Below are 21,572 nucleotides of genomic sequence, written 5' to 3' on the forward strand. Positions count from 1 at the left end.
TTTATTCAGGTTTGCCCGGGAACCAATCGGGATGGGCCAGTTCAAAACGCTCAAACAGAAAACCTGGCGCGACAACACAGCTGACCAATGTCCAAGCCCCAAGGCTTTCAGCGGCTTGCCAAGCCCCAGCAGGCACGACGGCTTGCGGCTTTTGACCTGCCCTTAGGTCCGGTCCTAAGCGGTGCGCATAGGCCTTGCGACCATCCTCGCTAATGCTCAGCGCCAAAGGGCCGCCCGTGTGCCAGAACCAGTGTTCGGCTGCATCCACACGGTGCCAAGCAGAGACTTCGCCTGCCTGCAGCAGGAAATAGATACTGGTAGAAAAGCCTCGCCCTTCAGGGCCTGCTGGGTCGCGAAAGGTTTCGACATAGTGGCCGCCCTCTGGGTGCGGCTGCATGTGCAATAACGCAATAATCTCCGAAGCCGATAAATCGCCAGAGAGCGCCCGCTGCATCAAAACTTATCCTTCATCTGACGAACCCGCGCAAAAGCCTCATAGGCCGCTGCATCACTTGCCACGCCGATTGCCGCCCGAACGCTGGGATGGTCTGCCCGGACAAATGGATTGGTTGCCCGTTCTAGGCCGATTGTGGTCGGTACTGTCGGTACATTGTTCGCGCGCAGCCGGGTGATGTCCTCGATCCGGCTCATCAGGGCTACATTGTCGGTCTCAATCGTTGCGCAAAAGCGTGCATTGGCGGCGGTATATTCGTGCGCGCAATAAATGGTGGTTGTATCTGGCAGCGTCATAAGGCGGGAAAGACTATTCCAAGCTTGCTCCGCGGTGCCTTCAAACAAACGCCCACAGCCCAAGGCAAACAACGCATCCCCAACAAAGGCCACTTGGTCTTCGGCAAAATGAAAGGCGATGTGGCCTAGCGTATGTCCGGCGACATCCATAACCTCTGCGCGACTCTCGCCCAATGTAACAATTTCGCCTGGCTTGACGATGCGGGCGAGGGGGCTGATCCGCGCATGGACCTCTTCAGGTCCCAAAGACACCGCGCCCATAGCTTTTTCGATCGCTTGATTGCCGCTAGCATGATCTGGGTGCCAATGTGTGTTCCAGATCTCGTCGATACGCCAACCCAGCTTGTTCGCTTCCGCCAGAATGGCAGTCGCATCGGGTGTGTCGATGCACGCAACTTTGCCAGTGGCCGAATCGCGGACGAGAAAGCCATAATTGTCTGACAGACAAGGAAACATATGAATGGTAAGCATGTCTGTCCTTTAAGAGAGAAACTTGGTTTATCCTAGTCCCTATGCGCGTTGATGTCCTTGCCCTGCAGAGCTTTTATGCAAGCCCCTTAGGGCTGACAGCCCAAACTATGGCTGGACGCCGCATGCTTGATGCCTGGGGCGATTGCAAAGGCCTTGATGTTTTGGGCTTTGGCTATGCGACTCCCTATCTGACCCCGTGGCTGTCGACGGCACGACGGGTAACCGCATGTATGCCCGCCACCCAAGGGGTGGAGCGCTGGCCATCATGCGGGCCCAATCTGGCCTGTGTCGGGGATGAAGATCGCATGCCCTTTACCGAAGCGATTTTCGACCGCATCCTGTGTGTGCATGCGCTGGAAGAGGCAGAAAACCCACGTGTCCTCTTGCGCGAGCTTTGGCGATTGCTTGCTCCGGAAGGGCGTTTGATGATTGCAGTTGCCAATCGCGGAGGTGTCTGGGCCCGGGCTGAATCCACCCCCTTTGGTCAAGGCAGGCCCTATAGCCGCAGTCAGCTCGCAAGCCTTTTGAGCGATTCTATGTTTCAACCTGTTGCATGGTCGCGCGCGCTTTATGGCCCGCCATTGTCATGGAAGATGGCGACGGGCGGCGCAGCTGAGACCTGGGAAGGGGTTGGCGAACGGGCTTGGCCTGCGTTGGGCGGGATTATACTGGTCGAGGCGGTCAAGCGGCTTTATGCCGATAGCCTGCCGGGCCAAGGTCGGCGAGTCCTTTTGGCTCAGCCCGCCGCCGCACGTTTTTAAGGCAATCACCTAGAAAGTCGCTCAAAATTTGAGCGATTGGCCTCCGCCCTGCGGTCAGGCATTGAAAGCGGGTCACAAGTGCGGCTGATTGTCTAATCTAGCACGTGATGGAATAATCAGGGTCTGGTTCCTGAGAACGAACCCGATGCGAAGTGAGGGGAACAGAATGAAGCTTGTCACCGCCATTATCAAACCAAGCCGTCTCGATGCGGTGCTGGATGCTGCGACTGAAGCGGGCATTTCAGGCCTGACGGTTACCGAAGTCCGTGGTTATGGGCGTCAAAAAGGTAAGACCGAAGTTTATCGCGGCGCCGAGTATGAAGTGAAGCTTTTGCCGAAGGTCAAAATTGAGGCCGTTGTAACCGATGACATGGTCGAAAAAGTTGTCGAGGCACTAGCTGGTGCCGCTAATACGGGCAAAATTGGCGATGGCAAAATCTTTGTGGTCGATGTGGAGATGGCTTTGCGCATCCGCACGGGCGAAAAGGACGCAGCCGCGATCGCAGGCTAATTCCACAAATCTTGTCATAAGAGAAAGGGCAGCCAAAGGTGCTGGCCTTTTTCATGCCTAGAACTGTGTACGGTCCGCCCAATTCGGACGTGAAAGCCGTTCGCGCGCTGCCTCGCCATGCTGGCTATCGGGCGCGCTGGGTCTCGCATACCAAGAAAACAGAACTAAACTGCCAACAAAGGGCAAGAAATTCAAAAGCATCCATATCCCAGATTTTCCGACATCATGCAGGCGGCGCACACTGGCTGAGAAGATGGGTAGGAAATGCAAAGCCCCAAACGTCATGGTCATGGTGCCGATCCGGATTTCGGGCGTACCATCGGTCAAAGCGGACAAGAAAACCGCACTATCAACAGAAATCGCAAGGCAACTCAGTGCCAGCACCATCAACAGAAAGTACCAATAAGCGCGTCGATTCATGCGCCCCGTAAAATCCAGCATGTGGCTCAGGGCATGCAGATAATAAGTCACCATTGCGTGATGATAACTTTGTGCCCTTAGCAAAGCTTTGAAAATGTTTGAGCAATTTGAGAGGAGTTTCAAGGCCGCCCATCGCGCCCAATAAGGAATCATGGCCTTGGGTTGACTTTGAGGTTGTGTCGAAGTTTCTGAGGTCTGAAAATTGCGATGAATGCGTTGGCGCAACTTCACCTTTCTCACAATTGGCTGAGAGCTTGGTTTGCTATTCTCACACTAATCCTAGCTGGCATTGCCATCTATCTTCAACTTGGCCTATCGAACTATTTTCTGTCGCGCTATGCGCTCCTTGAACGCCAAGCCACTGCGCCAATTGTGGTTTTGTCAGAAGAGCAGGGTGCCGATCAATCTATAAAGATATCCGATGAGGCGATTGAGCGCGTCGTTCGGAGCCCCGATGTCGGAGCTTTTGAGCTGGTCCGCCAGAAGCGGGTCTATTTGGGAATGGGTCCGTCCGGTAAAGGCCTTCGGGTCAGTGTCATTGACCCTGTGGCACCTGCCTTATCAGCGCCTTTGATCATGCCCGATGAAGCCAAGGTTTTGTTGCAGATACCGAATTCAGTCCTATTGACGGATGAAGATGCACGCGCGACCGGCCTTGGATTGGGTGACGAAGTTGTTCGAGAAAATGTAAGGTTCCGCGTTGTCGGCCTCATGGATGGCAATCTGGGACCGGGGGGCAGCGTGACCTCTCGGGGAACTTTAGAGGTTTTGAATGCTGCGATAGATCGGAATCAAGAAACTCCAGTTTATTCCATCTTGGTTGCGCCAAATAAGGGCAAGTTAGTCGGCCAAACGATTGCGAGTTTGAACCGGGACCTTAAGTCTGTCGGCGCACAAGCCATGAGTCGGGAGCGACTTACTCAAAAAGTGATTGAGGACTCGCTGAAGGAGCAGGGCGACATTCGCGCCTTTGTCTATTTGGCGACTTTTGTGGGCGTCATCGCCCTCTTGATTATCTCCCAAGCGATACATGCCATGATGGCAGGCCAGCGCGTTGAATTTGCGACATTGCTTGCCATGGGCGTTCCAAAGTGGCGCGTGGCGTTTCTGGTGTTGGAACAAACAATCTGGATTGGGCTGATTGCGGCCGCCTTCGCGATTTCCGGTGGCCTTTTAGGCCAATTGGCGTTGGAGAAGGTCGACGTCTATATCCTGCTATACCCAGCACAAATTCCATGGGTGACAGGTGCGATTATCGCCACATCTTGCTTTGCTGGCTTGATTACTTTGCCCACTATTTTTGGTCTTAAGCCTGTTGAGTTGTTGCGATGACAGAGGTTCCTATCCTATCGGCAAGCGCAATTACAAAGTCCTTTGGGCGCGGCGCAGGCACCGTGCGGGCTTTGCAAGATGTTTCGTTTTCAGTAGCACGAGGCAGTTTCACGCTCCTCAAAGGGGCAAGTGGGTCAGGCAAGTCTTGCTTGCTGGCGGCCCTGTCTGGGCTTCAAGAGCCTGAGAGCGGTGTGATTATCGCCAATGGGACGAATGTGTGGGGCAAGGGGCGGCGATCGGCAGAACGTTTCCGTCGCCACAATTGCGGCTATGTTTTTCAAACCCCGGGGCTGTTTCCATCGCTGACAGCTTGGCAGCAATTGTTCGTTCCCTTGCGACTTTTAGGGGTCCCAGTCATGGAAGCAAAAGGGCGGGCTTCCCACTATTTGGATTTGGTGGGCCTTCTCGATCGCGCTCAGTCAAAGCCCAGTCAATTGTCAGGCGGCCAAAATCAACGGGTTGCTATCGCACGCATGCTGGCAAAGCGGCCTGCCTTCATTTTCTGCGATGAACCTACGTCGGCACTCGATGGTCGCAATGCCATCATGGTGTCAAAATTGCTCCGCGACGCCACGGAACATCAAGGTGCGACCATCCTATGCGCTACCCATGATGATCGGCTTGTGCCCTTTGCCAATCGGGTTATCGAGTTGGAAGAAGGCCGCTTGGTCTCTGATACGGCGGAGCCTATGCCATGAAGTTGTTACATTTTTTCGGCACGGTATGGGGGTGGCTGACGATTGCCTTGGTCGCAGCCTTGTGGGCGTTCGCCATACTGACTGCCCGAGAAAATGAACGCACAGACTTCAACTTACGCGTTTGGCAGGGCGTGGACAGAAGTCATACCCCCACCCGTTAAACTTTAGCCCCCGCTTGCGCCTCCTGGGCCATACGTTCGGCTTGGGCGAGGCGGCGTTCTTCGTGTTTGAGCAGGGTCTCTTTCAGATAGCGACCGGTCCAAGAGCCGGAGACCAAGGCGACTTCTTCTGGGGTGCCTTCGGCCACGATTAAGCCACCGCCATCTCCGCCTTCGGGGCCCAAATCAATCAGCCAATCGGCGGTTTTGATTACGTCCAAATTATGCTCAATCACCAAGACACTATTGCCCTGATCCACCAATTCTTGCAGCACTTCCAGAAGCTTACGTGTGTCTTCAAAGTGCAGGCCCGTTGTGGGTTCATCGAGAATGTAAAGCGTACGCCCTGTGGCGCGACGCGATAATTCCTTAGACAATTTCACCCGCTGGGCTTCCCCACCCGATAGCGTGGTTGCTTGCTGGCCGACTTTCACATAGCCGAGGCCAACCCGTACCAAAGTCTCCATCTTGTCACGAATGGAAGGGACGGCTTGGAAGAAGCCTGCGGCCTCTTCGACTGTCATATCCAGCACTTGGGCGATGGATTTATTGCGATAGGTGACTTCCAATGTCTCGCGATTATAGCGCTGGCCATGGCAGACGTCGCAGGTGACGTAGACGTCGGGCAAGAAATGCATTTCGATCTTTTGTACGCCATCGCCTTGGCAGGCTTCACAGCGCCCGCCTTTGACATTGAAGCTGAACCGGCCGGGGCCATAGCCGCGGGCCTTTGACTCAGGCAGCGCCGCAAACCAGTCTCGGATCGGGCCAAAGGCACCGGTATAGGTGGCGGGATTAGACCGTGGCGTGCGGCCAATTGGGCTTTGGTCAATATCAATCACTTTGTCGAGGTGATGCAGGCCTTCCAGCGCTTTATGGGGCCCGGGTACTTCATTTGCACCATTCAGCCGGCGGGCGAGGGCTTTGTAGAGGGTCTCAAGAATAAGGGTGGATTTGCCACCTCCTGACACGCCTGTGACACAGGTAAAGATACCCAGCGGAATGTCGACCGAGACGTTTTTGAGATTATTGCCGGTCGCCCCTTCAATGCGCAGAAACTTTTTCGGATTGCGACGGCGGCGCTTTGGTGGGATCGGAATGGCTTTCTCGCCGCGCAGATAGGCCCCGGTGAGGCTGCCTTTGGTGGCTTCAATATCGGCTGGCTTGCCTTGTGCGACCACTTGGCCGCCATGGATTCCAGCAAGTGGACCCATATCCAGGACATGGTCTGCCGTCAGAATGGCTTCCTCATCATGTTCAACCACAATGACACTATTGCCGAGGTCCCTTAGACCTTTGAGCGAGGTTAAGAGGCGGGTATTGTCGCGCTGGTGCAGGCCGATGCTGGGCTCGTCCAAGACATAAAGCACGCCGGTTAGGCCCGAGCCGATTTGGCTTGCCAAGCGAATGCGCTGGCTCTCCCCACCCGATAGGGTCGCTGAACCGCGGTGAAGGGTCAGATAATCCAAGCCCACATCGACCAAGAAGCGCAAACGCTCTTTGATTTCTTTGAGGACCCGGGTGGCAATTTCCAATTCCTTCGGCGTGAGACGGGTCTCCAAGTCGACAAACCAGTCGCGCGCGCCCCGGATTGAGCGGGATGAGACCACCGAAATATCTTCGCCCCCAACACGCACCGCGAGGGCCTCAGGCTTAAGGCGTTTGCCGTCGCAGGTCGGGCATTTTTGCGCGGATTGATAGCGGCCCAATTCCTCTCGCGACCAGGCCGAATCCGTCTCGCGCCACCGCCGCTCAAGATTGGGGATGACGCCTTCAAATGTCTTGGTGGTTTCGTAGCGCCGTGCGCCATCATCATAGACAAACTTCACCTTCTCCGTGCCCGAACCATACAGGACAAGCTTTTGAAAGCTTTCCGGCAATTTGGTCCAGGGGGTTGTCAACGCGACACTGGCATGACGGGCAAGGGCTTGTAAGGTTTGGGTATAGAGCGGGGATGCCCCCTTCGCCCAGGGGGCGATCACGCCATCATTTAAAGTCTTGCTGCTATCGGGGACCACGAGTTCTGGGTCAAATTTCAGTTGTACGCCAAGACCATCGCAGGTCGGGCAGGCCCCAAACGGATTGTTGAAGGAAAAGAGGCGGGGTTCAATTTCTGGAATGGTAAAGCCTGAAACGGGGCAGGCAAATTTGGCAGAAAACAGCATCCGTTTGGCCGCACCCTTATCGTCTTTTTCATCGGCGAATTCGGCCAAAGCGATGCCGTCGGCGAGGCGCAAGCACGTCTCAAAGCCCTCGGCCAGACGCTGTTCGATGCCGGCACGGACGGCAATACGGTCCACCACGACATCAATATCGTGCTTGAGTTTCTTGTCGAGATCGGGGGCATTTTCCAGCTCATAATAGTCACCATTGATTTTGGCGCGCACGAAGCCCTGTTTAATCCAGCTTTTGAATTCGGTCTTAAACTCACCCTTGCGGCCGCGTACCACGGGCGCCAACAAGAAGAGGCGGGTGCCCTCCGGCAGGACAGCGATTTTATCCACCATCTGGCTGACGGTTTGGCTTTCAATCGGCAGACCAGTCGCTGGGGAATAAGGCACGCCAATGCGCGCCCATAAGAGGCGCATATAGTCGTAAATTTCCGTCACTGTGCCAACGGTAGAACGTGGGTTTTTGGATGTTGTCTTCTGCTCAATCGAAATGGCGGGTGACAAGCCTTCGATAGAGTCCATGTCTGGCTTTTGCATCAGCTCCAGAAATTGGCGTGCATAGGCCGACAGGCTTTCGACATAGCGCCTTTGGCCTTCGGCATAGATTGTATCAAAGGCGAGCGAGCTTTTGCCAGATCCCGATAGGCCTGTGATCACCACCAGCTCCCCACGAGGGATCTCAACGGTGACGTTCTTCAAATTATGTTCGCGCGCGCCGCGCACACGGATAACAGGCGATTCAGACATGTGTGACCTTGATTACGCAAACCCCAGAGCCAGAGACCCCAAAGCTAAAACAATGTCGCCCTGATTAGCGCGTGCAAACCAGCTTGACGAATAGAACATTATGTGAACATCTTACGCTTGTCCACGGCATGCACAGTTTTACATGCTTATCCACAAGGGGAGGCGGTTTGAGTGTCACCCCTCTCTTCTGGTTTGGACATGAGACCTGTAGCGTCAGTTTCAATAGGATACGATGCCAAGATGCGACAGGATGAGTCGCTCACGGCAAAAAGACGGAGTTAGGGCAATGGCGGGCAGCGTGAACAAAGTGATCTTGGTTGGAAATCTTGGGCGTGATCCTGAAATTAAGTCGTTTCCATCTGGGGACCGCATCGCCGAGTTTTCGGTGGCAACCAGCGAGCGCTGGAACGACAAAGCCACGGGCGAAAAGAAAGAGAAGACCGAATGGCACCGAGTAGTCGTGCGTAACGACAATCTGGTAAAAGTCGTCGAGAATTACATCAAAAAGGGCAGCAAGGTCTATGTTGAAGGCCAGTTGCAAACCCGCGAGTGGACCGATCAAGCTGGTCAAAAGCGCTATTCAACCGAGGTGGTCATTGGCCGTTTCAAAGGCGAGATCACCATTCTTGACGGTCGTTCCGGTGGTGGCGATATGATTGAAGACCGCTCGGATGGCGGCTTCGGTGGTGGTCGATCCATGGGCGGCAATGGTGGCGGCTATGGCGGGGGATCCTCTGCACCGCGGGCCGTTCAAGGCGAGAAGCGCTCGTTTGCCGCAGACCTTGAGGATGATATCCCGTTTTGATCTCCTGAGTTTCAAAGGTGAGGGGGCTAAATTTGCGTCCCCGTCGGGTTTAATGCTGGCCGCTCAAAGGCTGCGCAGGCCTCTAAAGTGGCGTCTATGCCTTTTAGAAGGGTCGCAGGCGTCACAGGCTTCGCGATGTGGAAGTCACAACCCGCCCCAAACGACTGGGCAATATGGTCTTTCATGGCGTTAGCGCTGACCATCGCGATGGGGGTGCGTCGAAGACCTTTTGTGCGTTCAAGTTCACGGATTTGCTTTGTCGCAGACAGACCGTCCAAGATCGGCATTTGCATGTCCATCAGTACGAGATCAAAGCGCGCATTTTGCCACATCTCAATGGCTTCCTGGCCATTTTGCGCGATCGTCAAAGAAATATTGTGTGGATCTAGGATCATGGCAATGACCCGCTGGTTCACGGGATGATCTTCAGCTAGCAAAATTGAAAGGTTGGATGTGCTGCTGGTCCGGCCCACCTCCAAAACCTCTGCCTCGGCGGCATGGGTCGCCGACGGGGTTGCAACCAGAGAGGCTTTTGCTTGCACCCGTGGCAGGGGTAGAATGACCGAGAAAAGGCTGCCAATGCCTGCTTCTGAGGTGACGAGGAATTGCCCGCCCATCATGTCTGTGAGGGTCCGGCAGATCGAAAGGCCTAGGCCCGTGCCGCCGAAATTCTTGGTAATGGAGGCATCGGCTTGCTCAAAGCGCGCAAACAGGCGTTGTTTGGTTTGGTCATCAAAGCCAATGCCTGTATCTTTGACGCTGATCATAACTTGGCAGGGGCCATCGATTTGATCTTTCGCGGTAACGCTGATATCGATTTGGCCGTGCTGGGTGAACTTAACCGCGTTGGAAGCCAAGTTCGATACGATTTGCTTTACGCGAACCCCATCACCCTCGAACAGGCCCTCGGTGCCTGGGCCGAATCTCAGATGGAAGTCCAAGCCTTTTTCCTCGGCCCGTATTCCCATCACTTGCGCCGTCGCCTCAATTGTTTTGCGCAGATCGAAGGGCTCTGGCTGCAGGGCAAACTTGCCGGCTTCAATTTTGGACACATCAAGAATGTCAGACAGCAGCAATTCAAGGGTTTCGCCGGAGGATTGGATCAAATCGACCATTTCGCGCTGATTTTGCGTCAAATCCGTCCGCGACAGAGCGCCAACCACGCCAATGACCCCATTTAGTGGCGTGCGAATTTCGTGGCTCATATTGGCCAAAAAGCTGCTTTTGGCGCGATTGGCCGCTTCGGCTTGCTCGCGCGCGGCCAATAGCTCGGCTTCGGTTGCTAAGCGCTCGGTCACATCCCGTGCAGTTGCATAAATAAGGTCATCGACAACTCGCGCCCGCCATTCGACACTCCGCACGGCCCCATCGGGATGCACATAGCGGGCAATGAAGTCAATCAACTCGCCAGTCTTCACAAGTTGCTGCATGGCAATGGCGGTATGTTCTTGATCGTCCGGGTGGATGAAATCCGTCGACGAGCGGCCGAGCAGTTCGTGTTCGGGCCGCCCAAGTACTTTTTCAGCCGACTTGCTGAGGCGGATCATTCGGCCCTTGCTGTCGGCGATGCACAAAAGTTCGGAGGATACATCAAAGAAGGTGGCTGAATGTCCAAGGGCTTCTTTGAGTTCTATTTCGGTGCGTTTACGCTCTGTAATGTCGTAGAGCATGCTCACAAAGCGCGGCCCACGCGTCTGGGTTGCGGGCAAAGGCACAACCGTCGCATCGACCCAGAAATGAGACCCATCCTTGGCGCGAGTACACACTTCCCCTCGCCAGGAATGTCCAGAATTGATCGTGTCTCGCATTTCCCGGAAATAGGATGGGTCATGTATGCCTGATTGGACCGCCTGATAGCTCTGCCCGATCAGCTCTTCGCGGCTATAGCCGCTGATTTCGCAATAACGATCATTGACGAATTCAATGCGGCCAAATTGGTCAGCAACCGAGATGATAGAATGCTCGTCCAGCGCAGATTGATAGGCATTGAGATTAGCCAAAGCATCGTCAGCGCGCCGCTGGGCTTCGACCAAGTCGGTGACGTCTGTTTCAATGGCTTGGAAGCCTTCGAGTTGCTTTTTGTCGTCAAAAAGGGGTTGGATGTCGAGATTGATCCAATAGTTTTTACCGGATTTGTTTCGGTTTAAAAGGGTAGCGCTGGCTGCTTCGCCGCGATTGAGGGCACCAACCAATTGGGCGACCTGTTCCGGGTCAGCTTCTGGAGAGAGGGTCAGTTCGCTGGGCTTTTTGCCAAGGACTTCTGCGCGACTATAGCCGGTAAGAGCCAGATAAGCGTCATTTGCCCAAATGATTTCTCGCTTCGGATTGGTGCGGACCACGGGGTTGCGCGCCAATTCTGCAAAGCGTGCGAATTCCCGGTAGCGGATTTGTGCTTTTTGGACGACGTCGCGGTCTTGGCGCCAAAGTTCAAAAATCAAAATGAAAGCAATACCAACCAGAATGATGGTGACCAGAAGTCCGGTTTGAATGCGCATTTTTGCGGACTGAATGTCGGCAGATCCGGAGTCGAGGGCTTTTTTGATTTCGCGAATATAGGTGCTTTTTAGGTCTGCATAATTCTGTGACGACAGGATCATGAGAGCCTCATCTCTTTTGCCGTCTGCCACCAGAGCTAGAGACAGGCGTTCAAGATCGATCAATTTGGTGTTGGCCAGTTCAACTTCACCGAGGTTTTCTTTTACCCCTGACGGTCCGATGGACATGGCTTTGACAATGGCTGCCTCCAGATGGGGGGTGTTTTCTTTGTAGCGCGTGGCCCATTTGGGATCGGCAGTGGTGGCATGCATCAAGGCAGACATGGTCAAGACTTCGTCGAGACGATTGATCTCCCCGGTGGCTTCGGTGAACAAAATCTGGCGCGTATTGATTTCGCGATAGGAGGCAAATTGCCATGCCGAGGCCGCTGCGAGGAGCAAAATAGCAAACGTCACAGTCACTAGCCTGGGGATCGATTTCATGCGGCCATCCTAAATCTGACGGGAGAGGATAGACCACATGGAGTTTCTGTTGAGTTAAATTGCTCTTTTTTTGAGGGATTATCTTGGTTTTTTGAGCTTAGGCAGATGGATGCATTTTTCCTTTCATACGTCATTACCGGACGTGCCTTGGAGCGGGTACAAAATTTCCGACTCGACTCACCGCCGTCTTCGTGATTAGAACAAATCAAGAACATTGAGAACAGAAAGGTATGTGAGTTCCCGCCATGAGACCGGATTTGACCGCTTTGCGTACCCAGATACGGGCCATTGAAACAGAGGGCCGTCCGGCCTTGAGCTGTTTGCCAACAGGCGCAGATGGGTTGGACCTGGCCTTGGGCGGTGGATTGGCTTTGGGTGGTGTGACCGAAGTGGTTCCGGCTGCTTTCATGGATGAACCTGCAAGCCTGCACTTTGCTTTTGTCTGCTTGGCCAGGGCATTGCAGCAGCGCTCTGGCGATCTGGTGGTGATTGAAGATGCCAGTCGCGGGCCTGGATGGGGGCCTGCTTGGGGGCAATTCTATGGGCCAGGCTTGCAGAAGCTTGGGATATGTCCATCGCGTATTTTGTTGGTTCGTGCCCCCGATGTGAAGGGCTTCCACGCCTGTGTGGAGGATGCGGCCCGCACCTTTGGCTTGGCCGCCATTCTGGCTGTCTCGGGACCTAAGGCCGGCTTTAGTCTTGCCGGCGCGCGGCGGGTCCAACTGGCAGCAGAGCAGGCCCATAGTTTGGTTTTGGCGGTCCAAGGGCTGCGCACTTCTGCTTTTGCGCCAGCACGTGCGCGACTGGTTATCACCTCTCGCCCCTGCCGACCTGTACCTCTGGGCACGGCTTTGCCGGGGCTTGGACCCCCGGCTTGGAGACTTCACCTTGAGCGCGCCCGCAATGGCGCGCGTCCACAATCCTTTGACTTGGAGTATGATGATGCGACGCATAGCCTGTATCAGCCTGCCACGCTGGCCAACCGATCGCCTCAGCCGCACTGCCTCTCTGCTTAAAGGCGAGGGGATAAATTTCTCGCGTACTAAGCCGTGTGCCACGGTTACGCGCAGTGCGGGCGGCATCCGTCTGATTGCCCTCAATCGTGCCGCACAAGAGGTAGGCTTATCCTCAGGCATGATGCTGGCTGGGGCTAAGGCCTTGGTGCCAGACATTTGTGTTGCCGACAGCGATCCTGTGGGGGAGGGGGATGATCTGCTCGCTTTGGCGCGCTGGGCCATGCGATGGAGCCCATATTGTGCGCCAGTCAAAGGGCTTGAAGGCACGCATGCGCTTTTCCTCGATATTACGGGCTGCGCCCATTTGTTTGGCGGGGAAGCCGCCATGTTGGCTGATATGGTCATCAAAATGCAGGCGCTGGGCTTAACAGCGCGGGCGGCTTGCGCGGCGACACCGGGGGCAGCCTTTGCCCTCGCACGCTTTGCGCCAGAGGCGCGCCATGGCTTGAGTGCGCCAGACGGGGCGGCTTTGCGCGCCTTGGTTGGGGCTTTGCCGGTTGAGGCTTTGCGCCTGCCAAGCACCACCATTACGGGCTTGCGGGCTTTGGGGTTGAAGACCATTGGCCAAGTCGCCACCCAATCCTCTGCTGCTTTGGCTAGACGATTTGGTATTGATCTGGTGCGCGCTTTAGACCGGGCCCGTGGGCTTGAGGAAGAAGCCATTGATCCGGTTGCCGAGATTGTGCCGCGGCGTATCCGTTTGCGCTTGGCCGAACCCTTGATGACCCGCCAAGGCTTGGAGTTGGCAGGGTCGAAGGCTGCAGGAGAGATATGCACGCTTCTGGACTCCTATAATGAAGGCGCACGCCGTTTAGTTCTCAAGCTCTATCGTGTGGATGGGGTCGTCTTACAGCTCGTTGGCGGGTCTGGGCGCGCCCATCGCGACGCGGTTTTGTGGGCGAAGGTCTTATGCGAACGGATTGAGGCAGAAGCCAATGGCGCGGGGCTTGATTTGGGCTTTGGGATTGATCTGATTGAAGTTTGTGCCCCTGTCGTTGAAGTGTTGGAAGGCCAAGTCATGGACTTGGACCCCGTGGCTGCGGCGGCTTTAGCCAGTGCCGATGCGCTGCATCGTTTGGCTGACCGCTTATCGGCCCGCCTCGGTGCGGGGCGGGTGACGCGGATGGAGGCGGTGGCCCATTGGGTGCCTGAACAGGCCGTCCGCCCTGTAGCTTTTGCCGATCGACGGCCGCAGGCGAGCCGCTTCCCCGAAGCTTTGGCGGCACGCCGCCCCGCTTTGCTGTTGGAACGAGCTGAACCGATTGATGCCATCGCCGAAGTGCCAGACGGTCCACCCCGCCTGTTTCGTTGGCGCGCCTTGGCCTTCAAAGTCGCCTGTGCTGAGGGGCCAGAACGTATTGCCTGTGGTGAGGCCCATGACCGCGACTATTACCGCATTGAGACCAGTGAAGGCCGCCGCTTCTGGCTTTATCGCCAAGGCCTGCCCGGCAAAGTCGATCACCCCAAATGGTATGTGCATGGGAGTGCGGCATGAGGCTTATTTGCTTCATTTTGATCAAACTCAGGTGCGGCTATGCACATCTTTGAGCCTTTGGCGACAACCAGTTTCTCCTTCCTGAAAGGGGCCAGTCAGCCCGATGAGATGGTGTGGGCAGCCCATGGTCTTGGTCTGCAAGGTTTAGGCATTGCCGATATCAATACGGTTGCAGGCGTGGTGCGTGCCCATGTGGCCGCCAAGGAAGCTGGTATTCGGCTGATTGTTGGGGCGCGCTTGGTGGAGCCCGATGGCTTTGAGACAGCCATTTATCCCAAAGATCGGGCGGCTTGGGGCCGCTTGACCCGATGCTTGACGCGCGGCAATCGCCGCTCTCGCAAAGGCAGTTGCACCCTGGAAAAGGCCGATCTGCTGGAAGCCATGAATGGGGCTTGCGCCATCCTTGTGCCCCCCGCCATCCTCACCCAAGCTTGGCTTGATAAAGCCAAAACCCATTTGGCCGACGCCCCCCAAACCACAGATCTTTATGTCGCCGCAACCCGGCCTTTTGACGGGACGGATTTTCAGCGTCTGGCCCAATTAGTTGAACTGGTTCAAGGTACGGGTGCACGCCTGATTGCCACGATGGATGCGCTGTTCCACCATCCAGAGCGCAGGCTGTTAGCCGATGTTCTAGCCTGTATCCGTACCAAGACGACATTGGAGGCTGCGGGCTATTTGCGCTTACAAAATAGCGAAAAATGCCTGAAACCAACTGAAGAAGTCATTCGCCTCTTTAGAGGGTTTGAATCGTGTCTTCATGCACATAAGAAACTTTTTGATGCGATCACTTTCTCCCTAGATCAACTGGCATATGAATATCCCGACGAAATTGTAGCACCGGGGGAAACCCCGATGGATAGTTTAATTCGCTTGAGTGAATTGGGCGCACAAGATCGCTATCCAAATGGGGTCCCAGAACGGGTGCGGGCAGCCTTGGATCATGAATATGTTTTGATCGCAGAATTGAGTTACGCCCCTTACTTTCTAACTGTTTATGACATCGTCGCCTTTGCGCGCAGCCGGGGCATTGTGTGCCAAGGTCGGGGGTCCGCGGCTAATTCGGTTGTATGCTATTGTTTAGGGATAACCGCGGTAGATCCCATCCGCGTCGACCTCTTGTTTGAACGCTTCATCTCTGCCGAGCGGCGTGAACCGCCCGATATTGATGTCGATTTTGAGCATGAGCGCCGCGAAGAGGTCATCCAATATATTTATGACAAATTCGGCCGCCATCGGGCTGGCATTGCTGGGGTGGTGATCTCCTATCGTGGCCGTTCTGCCTTGCGCGAAGTTGGCAAAGTCATGGGCTTGAGTGGGGATACACAAGAAGCTTTGGCCAAGTCCGTTTGGGGGTGGGGGCGCGGTGGGGTTGACCCGGCCCTTATTCAGAAGATGACGGGCCTAGATATTACGACCCCCGTGATCGCCCGGACCTTGACGCTTGCCCGCACGCTGCACGGATTTCCCCGCCATTTGTCTCAGCATGTCGGTGGCTTTGTCATCACGCGTGGCCCGCTTGATGAAGTGGTACCGATTGGCAATGCGGCCATGCCCGACCGCACCTTTGTGGAGTGGGATAAGGATGATCTGGATGCTTTGGGTATTTTGAAGATTGATGTGCTGGCTTTGGGCATGTTGACCTGTGTGGCCCGCGCCTTTGAGTTTTTAGAGCAGGATTATGGTGTGCGGTTGGGGCTTGCCGATATTCCCGCTGAAGACCCTGCAGTCTATGATATGATTTGTGCCGCCGATACGGTCGGTGTGTTCCAGATTGAAAGCCGGGCGCAAATGTCGATGCTGCCACGGCTGCGCCCCCGCACTTTTTATGACTTGGTGATCGAAGTCGCCATTGTGCGACCAGGGCCTATTCAAGGCGACATGGTGCACCCCTATCTGCGTCGCCGCCAAGGCCAAGAAAAGGTCACTTTTCCCTCGAAGGCGCTTGAAGACGTGCTTGGCAAAACCCTCGGGGTGCCGCTGTTTCAAGAACAAGCCATGCGTATCGCTATTGTTGCGGCTGGCTTTACGCCCTCTGAGGCCGACCGTTTGCGCCGCGCCATGGCCACTTTCCGCAAAGTCGGTATCATTCATGAGTTTGGCAAACGTCTGGTCGATGGCATGGTGGCCAATGGCTATGAGCAAGATTTTGCTGAGCGCTGTTTTCGCCAGATTGAGGGCTTTGGCGAATATGGTTTCCCGGAAAGCCATGCTGCTAGCTTTGCGTTGATTGTTTATGTGTCAGCTTGGTTGAAGAAGCATTGGCCGGAGGTCTTTCTAGCCGCCATTCTCAACGCCCAGCCTATGGGCTTTTACGCCTCAGCCCAATTGGTGCGCGATGCCAAGGAACATGGGGTAGAGGTGCTGCCGCCAGATGTGGGCTTTTCAGATTGGGATAATGTGTTGGAAGCCCGTCCGGGTCGACAGCGCAAGGCTGTACGTCTGGGCTTGCGGGAGATTAAGGGCTTCAAGGAGGCCGATGCCGCCCGCTTGGTGGCGGCGCGTGCTGGGGGCGGGCCATTCCTAGATGCGGAAGATTTAAAGCGGCGCGCGCGCCTGAATGGCCGGGCGATGGATTTGCTGTCCGACGGGGATGCGATGGGCAGCTTACACTTGGACCGTCGCCAAGCGCTTTGGCGTGCGAAAGGACTCGCAGAACATGCTTTGCCCTTGTTTGAGCTTGCCAGCGAATATGGCCCAGAAGTCGACCCTGCTTTGCCAGACATGCCGTTGAGTGAACAGGTCGTGCATGATTACGCCCGTCTGCGCCTTAGCCTTAAAGCCCATCCGGTGTCCTTCTTCCGGGCGGAATTGGCAGAAAAGCGCTTCATTACGTCCCAAGCTCTCAAGACTGCCCCCAATGGGGCGCGGGTTGATATTGCAGGGCTTGTTTTGGTGCGCCAAAAGCCTGGCACAGCCAAGGGCGTTTTATTTGTGACGCTTGAAGATGAAGAGGGTTCTGCCAATGTGATTGTTTGGCCGAAGATTTTTGAGCGTTTCCGACGGGAAACTTTAGCCGCAAAATTGATGGCGATCCGAGGCAGGCTCCAACGAGAGCATGGCGTCATCCATGTGATTGCCGACCGGGTTACCAATTTGAACCCCCGTTTGGCTGAGTTATCTGATGGTACGCGTGACTTTATCCAAGCCCTTGCCCGCGCCGATGAACACCAAAGCCCGCGCGAAGACCCAAAGTTAACCCAAGCCACTAATCGGGCGCTGGCCCAACAGCGGGCGACACGCGCCTTTGCCAATAGCCGCGATTTTCACTGAGAGCGGTCCCATGCAACGGAGGAAACACACAGCACCCCCCTATCGCCACCTAAGAACTCTATTTAAAATTGATAAATCTTATAAATGCACCAGAAGAGTGCAGTGCAAACGGAGACGGCGATGACTCAGATTCAAAGCCTAACTGCCGCGGTTTTACTTGAGTTGCGTGCCGCAAGGCGTGAAGGCGACCTCCATCATATCCTGACCACTTATGCCAAGGCTTGTGGCTTTGGCTGGTATCAATTGGCCCCAGGGCCGCATAATCCGATGCTTGATCCAACAAGCCTTTTAAACTTCGGCAATTTTGATCCCACGTGGCGACGCCAATATGCGACCGAGCCCAGTTGCCGGTTTGATCCAGCCCGCAATCAAGCCATCCAACGGGCAGGCTCTGTCCAGTGGCAACGCGCCTTTACCTCTGCCCGCAGCCCGGAACAGCGTGACTTTGTCCGCGCCAGTCGGGAACAGGGCTTCCGGGACGGCATCACCACGCCCGTCCATGGCCCTCAGGGCTGTGTGGCTATCATGATGTTTGCAGCCCCACGCCTCATCAAACTTGACCCCGATGATGAAGAAGCCTTGAGCCATATTGCCATGGCGTTTTACCAGCGCGTGCGACGCCTGACCGCCGCTGCTTTGTTTCAACCTGCAGAGCCTGCCCATTTGACCAGCCGAGAGATCGAATGCTTGCATTGGGTTTTAGAAGGCAAGACCAATTGGGAGATCGGGGTTTTAACCGGCGTGACGGCGCGCACCGTTCAGTTCCATTTGGGCAATGCCTCGCGCAAATTGGGTGTTGTCAATCGCGTCCAAGCGGCTGTGCGGGCATTATTGCGCGGTGATTTGTCGGTGCATCATTTGAACCAAGCCCGCCTAGAAGCCAAACCCGAAGACCCTTATGCCCGCCGTTATCCCAAGCCCGGGCCGCATTCACGCCAAAGTAAGACTTCACAGGCATCTTCTTTGACTACTATTGCCACGTCGTTTCGTGCATGAGAGGTTTTTGCATTGCCCCCTATTTTGGCTCTCATGATGGTCGCGCTTTCGACCACCGCGTCGTTTGCACCCGACTCTCCTACCGCCTCGGAGACTCCGGCCCAATCAGGTCCCTTGATGCCGGGGCTGAAAAATGCAATCGCGACCCCAGACGGGGCGGTTCCGCTGGACTGGGCTGGGCCCGCGGCCAAGCAACCCGGTGCGGATGCGAGTGTCGAAGCCTTTGATCCCACGGCGAGTTTGTTCGGCCCCTCCAATCTATGTGTCGTGACACCCGGACAACCCACGCCTAGCTGTGCATTAGCCCCAGAGGAGAATTTGAAGGTCACCTCGGACATTTTCACGGGCGATGTGAATCCAGATTCTACCTGTCAAACCCAAGAAGATGTCCGCATTGGTCCTGATAGGAAGCCGCAACGTGTGTTTGCCACGGTCTGTGGCGATGAGGCAGATTCTTGGAACTATCGGCAACGGGCTACGCCCGCCAGCAGGGCCAATCCGACCAAATCGACCAATCGGGTGATTGGTCCAAATGATCTGGTGCCGCAAAAAACCCCTTGATCCTTCAGCCATTAAAGGCAGGCGGGCAGGGCCTTTATCGCATCTGCCCGCTTGAAACCTGTATCCAAACAGGTTTCAACACCGTGTGTCCTATCCGCTATCCTCCTTCCGTCCATTACCCTTTGAGCACGGGCCGCCGTGCTTTGATGTGGGCCTTGCGCCGATTGAACCGCACGCGTGGCTGATGCCAGACGACCAATCCCATTGGATTGGCCCGAAAAACCAATTGATGGATGCCGAGCCTGATGCAGTTTTTGCCAGCATAACAGGCTCGATGCCAGGGCAGATCGAGGCTGCAGCTTTGGTCGCATCGGCCTGTGGCCAGAGCATTGATCCCGGTGAGCCGCCCCTATTTGCCGCCAGTCGATTGGTTTCCGATGATCTGGTTTTGATGGAGATGCGTGACGGGGCTTGGACCAATACAGCGCTGTGTTTGTGCAGCCCAACCTTTTTTTCGGCCCATGAGGCGATTGGCAAGAGCCTTTTTGGGCTCCACCGACCGGTGCCGGGCGGCGATCCAGGCTTGGGTGGACGCATCTCTCGTGTGTTCTCCTTATTGCGCGATGAGCTTGTGCTTGAGCGACATAATTGGACCGTCCAATGGCGTGACGCCCGATACACCCCAAACGGTGGCCCTCTGCGTGCAGCGGCAGCCGCAGCCGGCCTTGAGGAAGGGCGCGAGGCGCTTCATGTACGGGTTGAACGACAAACAATCCGCCGACTTCCAGAATCTGGTGCCGTCCTGTTTACCATCCGCATTCGCTTGTATCGACTGGCAGATCTCCTGGGTGAAAGCGAGCTCGCGCAGGCGTTTCAACAGGCTTGGCACGAGGCCGGTCCAGAGGTTCGTGCTTATAAAAAGTGGGAAAGCCTAGAGCGCCATGTTGCGGCCTTACTTCGCGATTATGCAAGAAATCCTTGACCCTTCTGCGTGTTACGCGTTGCTTCGGCGCGTGCGTTCGTTATTGTAGTTCATCACAGGCGCTTGGCGCGAGTCCTATCCAAATTGGAGCAACTCAATTTCTGCTGTAGAACCGAGGGTCACTTGAAAGCTTCCAAAACAAACTTGTTCCTGTTTGCCGGCATGGCAGCAAGCTTAGGCAGCCTAGCCTTGGCCCAGACAGCAGGACAAAAGCAGCCCAAATCAAAGCGTTCGCAACCTGCGCCGGTTGTGCAAAAGATGGCTCCGCCTGTGCCTACACCCGCGCCCGCGCCGATCGAACCAGCCGCCACCCCGGCTGTTGAACTCCCCGCACCGGTTGCCCCGCCAGAACCGTCGCCACCACCGCCGCCGGTCACAGATGAAGCCGCGCGCGCCTCGATCAAGGCGGGTAGTGCGGCAAGTGCGGCTGGCGATCTGCGCCAAGCTGAACAAGCTTTCCGTGCGGCTTTGACCTTAGCACCCCCGGGAGAAGCAGGCGATGCCGTCGCCCTTGAAGCAGCCAAACGCCTCGGGTTCCTGGCCTTTGAAAAGCGTGACCCCCGCTCGGCAGAGACCTTTTTTGGGGCTGAGGCTGTGTTGGCGCGACGCTTGTATTTCTCGGGCAAAATCTCACCCCGTGCCTTTGCTGACTCTGTCCAGCGCTTTGCGAGTGCGACCGGCTCTATGGGTCGATCGGGCGAGAGTGCGGCTTTGTCTTTTTACGCCCAGGAGATCAAATCACGCGCCCAAGCCGAAGTTTCATCGCAATTGCTCAATCGTGATACCAATGACCCGGCCGATAGTGTCGGCAATGTGCGCGTTGCAGCCAGCGGCTTGTGTGTTGTCGGACGTGACCCGATTTTGAAAGATCGCGTCAGTTGTGAAGATGAAGAAGGGGCTCGCGGGGAGGCTTTGGCTTTGCAGGCGCGCCAGATCAAGGCCAGTGCACCGCCGCCACCTACCAAGGCTGAACGTGAAGCCAAAGAGGCGAAAAATAAAGCTAAGGGCGGTTAAGCCGATCCTGTGCGTGGCTTAATCGGATTTCGCATGGGGTCAAAGCCTAAAGCTTTGACCCAAAAGCCCAAAGCCCCGGGATAAGTCCAAGCCCGGGGAGGACCTAAGTCGACGTGCAAAAAGCTGCGGCCATAGCCCAAGCCCGTAAATCCAGCATTGACGGCCGCTTGTAACAGGCGTGCTCGATTTTTGTCCGTCACCGCAATATCGGCAGCAATGGCTTTGGTATGGTAGGAATTTGGGACACCACCCACCGCGGCATTGTGCGCCCGACATCGGTGACCCGAGCGAATGAGCAAAGGCCCCATTTTTCCCCGCATTGCCTCTAACGCGTCCATAAAGCGCGGGTCATGAAAATACTCCCCTGTGCAATGTTTGCGGCATGGGCAAGCCAATTCTAAAGCCGAAAAATGCGGCCAGCGCCAGCCGAGCTGTGCTGCGGGGGGAGGGGATGAAAAAAGGGCCATGTGTCACTCCTTAGAAAGAAGACGAC

At 55.7% G+C, this 21,572-nt stretch carries 19 protein-coding genes; 13 read left to right on the top strand and 6 right to left on the bottom strand.

Annotated features, from left to right (window positions below):
- Nucleotide 1 precedes the first annotated feature (1 nt).
- Together B7364_RS05835 and gloB are read right to left on the bottom strand one after the other, a co-directional pair.
- Nucleotides 2-454: a cupin domain-containing protein gene (locus tag B7364_RS05835; protein WP_085338993.1), complete on the bottom strand. Its 453-nt coding sequence runs from the start codon at nt 452-454 to the stop codon at nt 2-4.
- Entirely contained in the window at nt 454-1,221 is a 768-nt protein-coding gene (gene gloB, locus B7364_RS05840; protein WP_085338994.1) for a hydroxyacylglutathione hydrolase, read from the bottom strand. Before gloB ends, B7364_RS05835 begins: the two co-directional genes overlap by 1 nt.
- Nucleotides 1,222-1,262: 41 nt before the next feature.
- Between gloB and B7364_RS05845 the strand changes: the two genes are divergently transcribed.
- Together B7364_RS05845 and B7364_RS05850 are read left to right on the top strand one after the other, a co-directional pair.
- Entirely contained in the window at nt 1,263-1,982 is a 720-nt protein-coding gene (locus B7364_RS05845) for a class I SAM-dependent methyltransferase (RefSeq protein ID WP_085338995.1), read from the top strand.
- Between the two features lie 166 nt (nt 1,983-2,148).
- The gene (locus B7364_RS05850) at nt 2,149-2,493 is read left to right on the top strand and encodes a P-II family nitrogen regulator (RefSeq protein ID WP_085338996.1); all 345 of its coding nucleotides are present in this window, start codon (nt 2,149-2,151) and stop codon (nt 2,491-2,493) included.
- A 57-nt stretch (nt 2,494-2,550) separates the two neighbouring features.
- Here the strand turns inward: B7364_RS05850 and B7364_RS05855 are convergent, their stop codons facing one another.
- Nucleotides 2,551-2,967: a DUF805 domain-containing protein gene (locus tag B7364_RS05855; RefSeq protein ID WP_106407573.1), complete on the bottom strand. Its 417-nt coding sequence runs from the start codon at nt 2,965-2,967 to the stop codon at nt 2,551-2,553.
- Between the two features lie 153 nt (nt 2,968-3,120).
- Between B7364_RS05855 and B7364_RS05860 the strand changes: the two genes are divergently transcribed.
- From B7364_RS05860 to B7364_RS17845, 3 genes are read left to right on the top strand one after another with little or no spacing between them, the layout of a single operon-like run.
- The gene (locus tag B7364_RS05860) at nt 3,121-4,245 is read left to right on the top strand and encodes an ABC transporter permease (protein WP_085338998.1); all 1,125 of its coding nucleotides are present in this window, start codon (nt 3,121-3,123) and stop codon (nt 4,243-4,245) included.
- Complete coding sequence (locus B7364_RS05865) at nt 4,242-4,943, top strand: ABC transporter ATP-binding protein (RefSeq protein WP_085338999.1); 702 nt, start codon at nt 4,242-4,244, stop codon at nt 4,941-4,943. Before B7364_RS05860 ends, B7364_RS05865 begins: the two co-directional genes overlap by 4 nt.
- Nucleotides 4,940-5,104 (top strand): hypothetical protein, encoded by a 165-nt coding sequence (locus B7364_RS17845; protein ID WP_157893528.1) that lies wholly within the window; start codon nt 4,940-4,942, stop codon nt 5,102-5,104. The genes B7364_RS05865 and B7364_RS17845 overlap by 4 nt, the downstream gene beginning before the upstream one ends.
- On the opposite strand, the gene uvrA is transcribed toward B7364_RS17845, so the two are convergent.
- A complete protein-coding gene (gene uvrA, locus B7364_RS05870; protein WP_085339000.1) occupies nt 5,101-8,019 on the bottom strand; it encodes an excinuclease ABC subunit UvrA in 2,919 nt (972 codons plus the stop codon). The two genes, B7364_RS17845 and uvrA, sit on opposite strands and share 4 nt — an antisense overlap.
- Before the next feature lie 286 nt (nt 8,020-8,305).
- Between uvrA and ssb the strand changes: the two genes are divergently transcribed.
- A complete protein-coding gene (gene ssb, locus B7364_RS05875) occupies nt 8,306-8,824 on the top strand; it encodes a single-stranded DNA-binding protein (RefSeq protein WP_085339001.1) in 519 nt (172 codons plus the stop codon).
- A 26-nt stretch (nt 8,825-8,850) separates the two neighbouring features.
- Here the strand turns inward: ssb and B7364_RS05880 are convergent, their stop codons facing one another.
- Entirely contained in the window at nt 8,851-11,802 is a 2,952-nt protein-coding gene (locus B7364_RS05880; RefSeq protein WP_085339002.1) for a PAS domain-containing hybrid sensor histidine kinase/response regulator, read from the bottom strand.
- 245 nt (nt 11,803-12,047) lie between these two features.
- On the opposite strand from B7364_RS05880, the gene B7364_RS05885 reads away from it, so the two are divergent.
- The 7 genes from B7364_RS05885 to B7364_RS05915 all read left to right on the top strand — a co-directional run bounded on the left by B7364_RS05885 (nt 12,048) and on the right by B7364_RS05915 (nt 21,079).
- Nucleotides 12,048-12,818, top strand: a complete 771-nt coding sequence (locus B7364_RS05885; protein ID WP_085339003.1) for a hypothetical protein — start codon at nt 12,048-12,050, stop codon at nt 12,816-12,818.
- Nucleotides 12,745-14,313, top strand: a complete 1,569-nt coding sequence (locus B7364_RS05890) for a DNA polymerase Y family protein (protein WP_232780822.1) — start codon at nt 12,745-12,747, stop codon at nt 14,311-14,313. Before B7364_RS05885 ends, B7364_RS05890 begins: the two co-directional genes overlap by 74 nt.
- Nucleotides 14,314-14,352: 39 nt before the next feature.
- Nucleotides 14,353-17,586, top strand: a complete 3,234-nt coding sequence (locus B7364_RS05895; protein WP_085339005.1) for an error-prone DNA polymerase — start codon at nt 14,353-14,355, stop codon at nt 17,584-17,586.
- Nucleotides 17,587-17,706: 120 nt separating this feature from the next.
- A complete protein-coding gene (locus tag B7364_RS05900) occupies nt 17,707-18,582 on the top strand; it encodes a helix-turn-helix transcriptional regulator (RefSeq protein ID WP_198534062.1) in 876 nt (291 codons plus the stop codon).
- 12 nt (nt 18,583-18,594) lie between these two features.
- A complete protein-coding gene (locus B7364_RS05905) occupies nt 18,595-19,143 on the top strand; it encodes a hypothetical protein (RefSeq protein ID WP_157893530.1) in 549 nt (182 codons plus the stop codon).
- A gap of 85 nt (nt 19,144-19,228) precedes the next feature.
- Nucleotides 19,229-20,065 (top strand): heme-dependent oxidative N-demethylase subunit alpha family protein, encoded by an 837-nt coding sequence (locus B7364_RS05910; protein ID WP_157893531.1) that lies wholly within the window; start codon nt 19,229-19,231, stop codon nt 20,063-20,065.
- A 123-nt stretch (nt 20,066-20,188) separates the two neighbouring features.
- Nucleotides 20,189-21,079 carry a hypothetical protein gene (locus tag B7364_RS05915; protein WP_085339009.1) on the top strand — a complete coding sequence of 297 codons (891 nt, stop codon included), beginning with the start codon at nt 20,189-20,191 and terminating at the stop codon, nt 21,077-21,079.
- Here B7364_RS05915 and B7364_RS05920 read toward each other — a convergent pair.
- On the bottom strand, nt 21,076-21,546 hold the full coding sequence (locus tag B7364_RS05920) for a D-Ala-D-Ala carboxypeptidase family metallohydrolase (RefSeq protein WP_085339010.1): 471 nt from the start codon (nt 21,544-21,546) through the stop codon (nt 21,076-21,078). The two genes, B7364_RS05915 and B7364_RS05920, sit on opposite strands and share 4 nt — an antisense overlap.
- Between the last annotated feature and the right edge of the window lie 26 nt (nt 21,547-21,572).

It is taken from the genome of Aquidulcibacter paucihalophilus (genome assembly GCF_002105465.1).
Classification (GTDB): domain Bacteria; phylum Pseudomonadota; class Alphaproteobacteria; order Caulobacterales; family Aquidulcibacteraceae; genus Aquidulcibacter; species Aquidulcibacter paucihalophilus.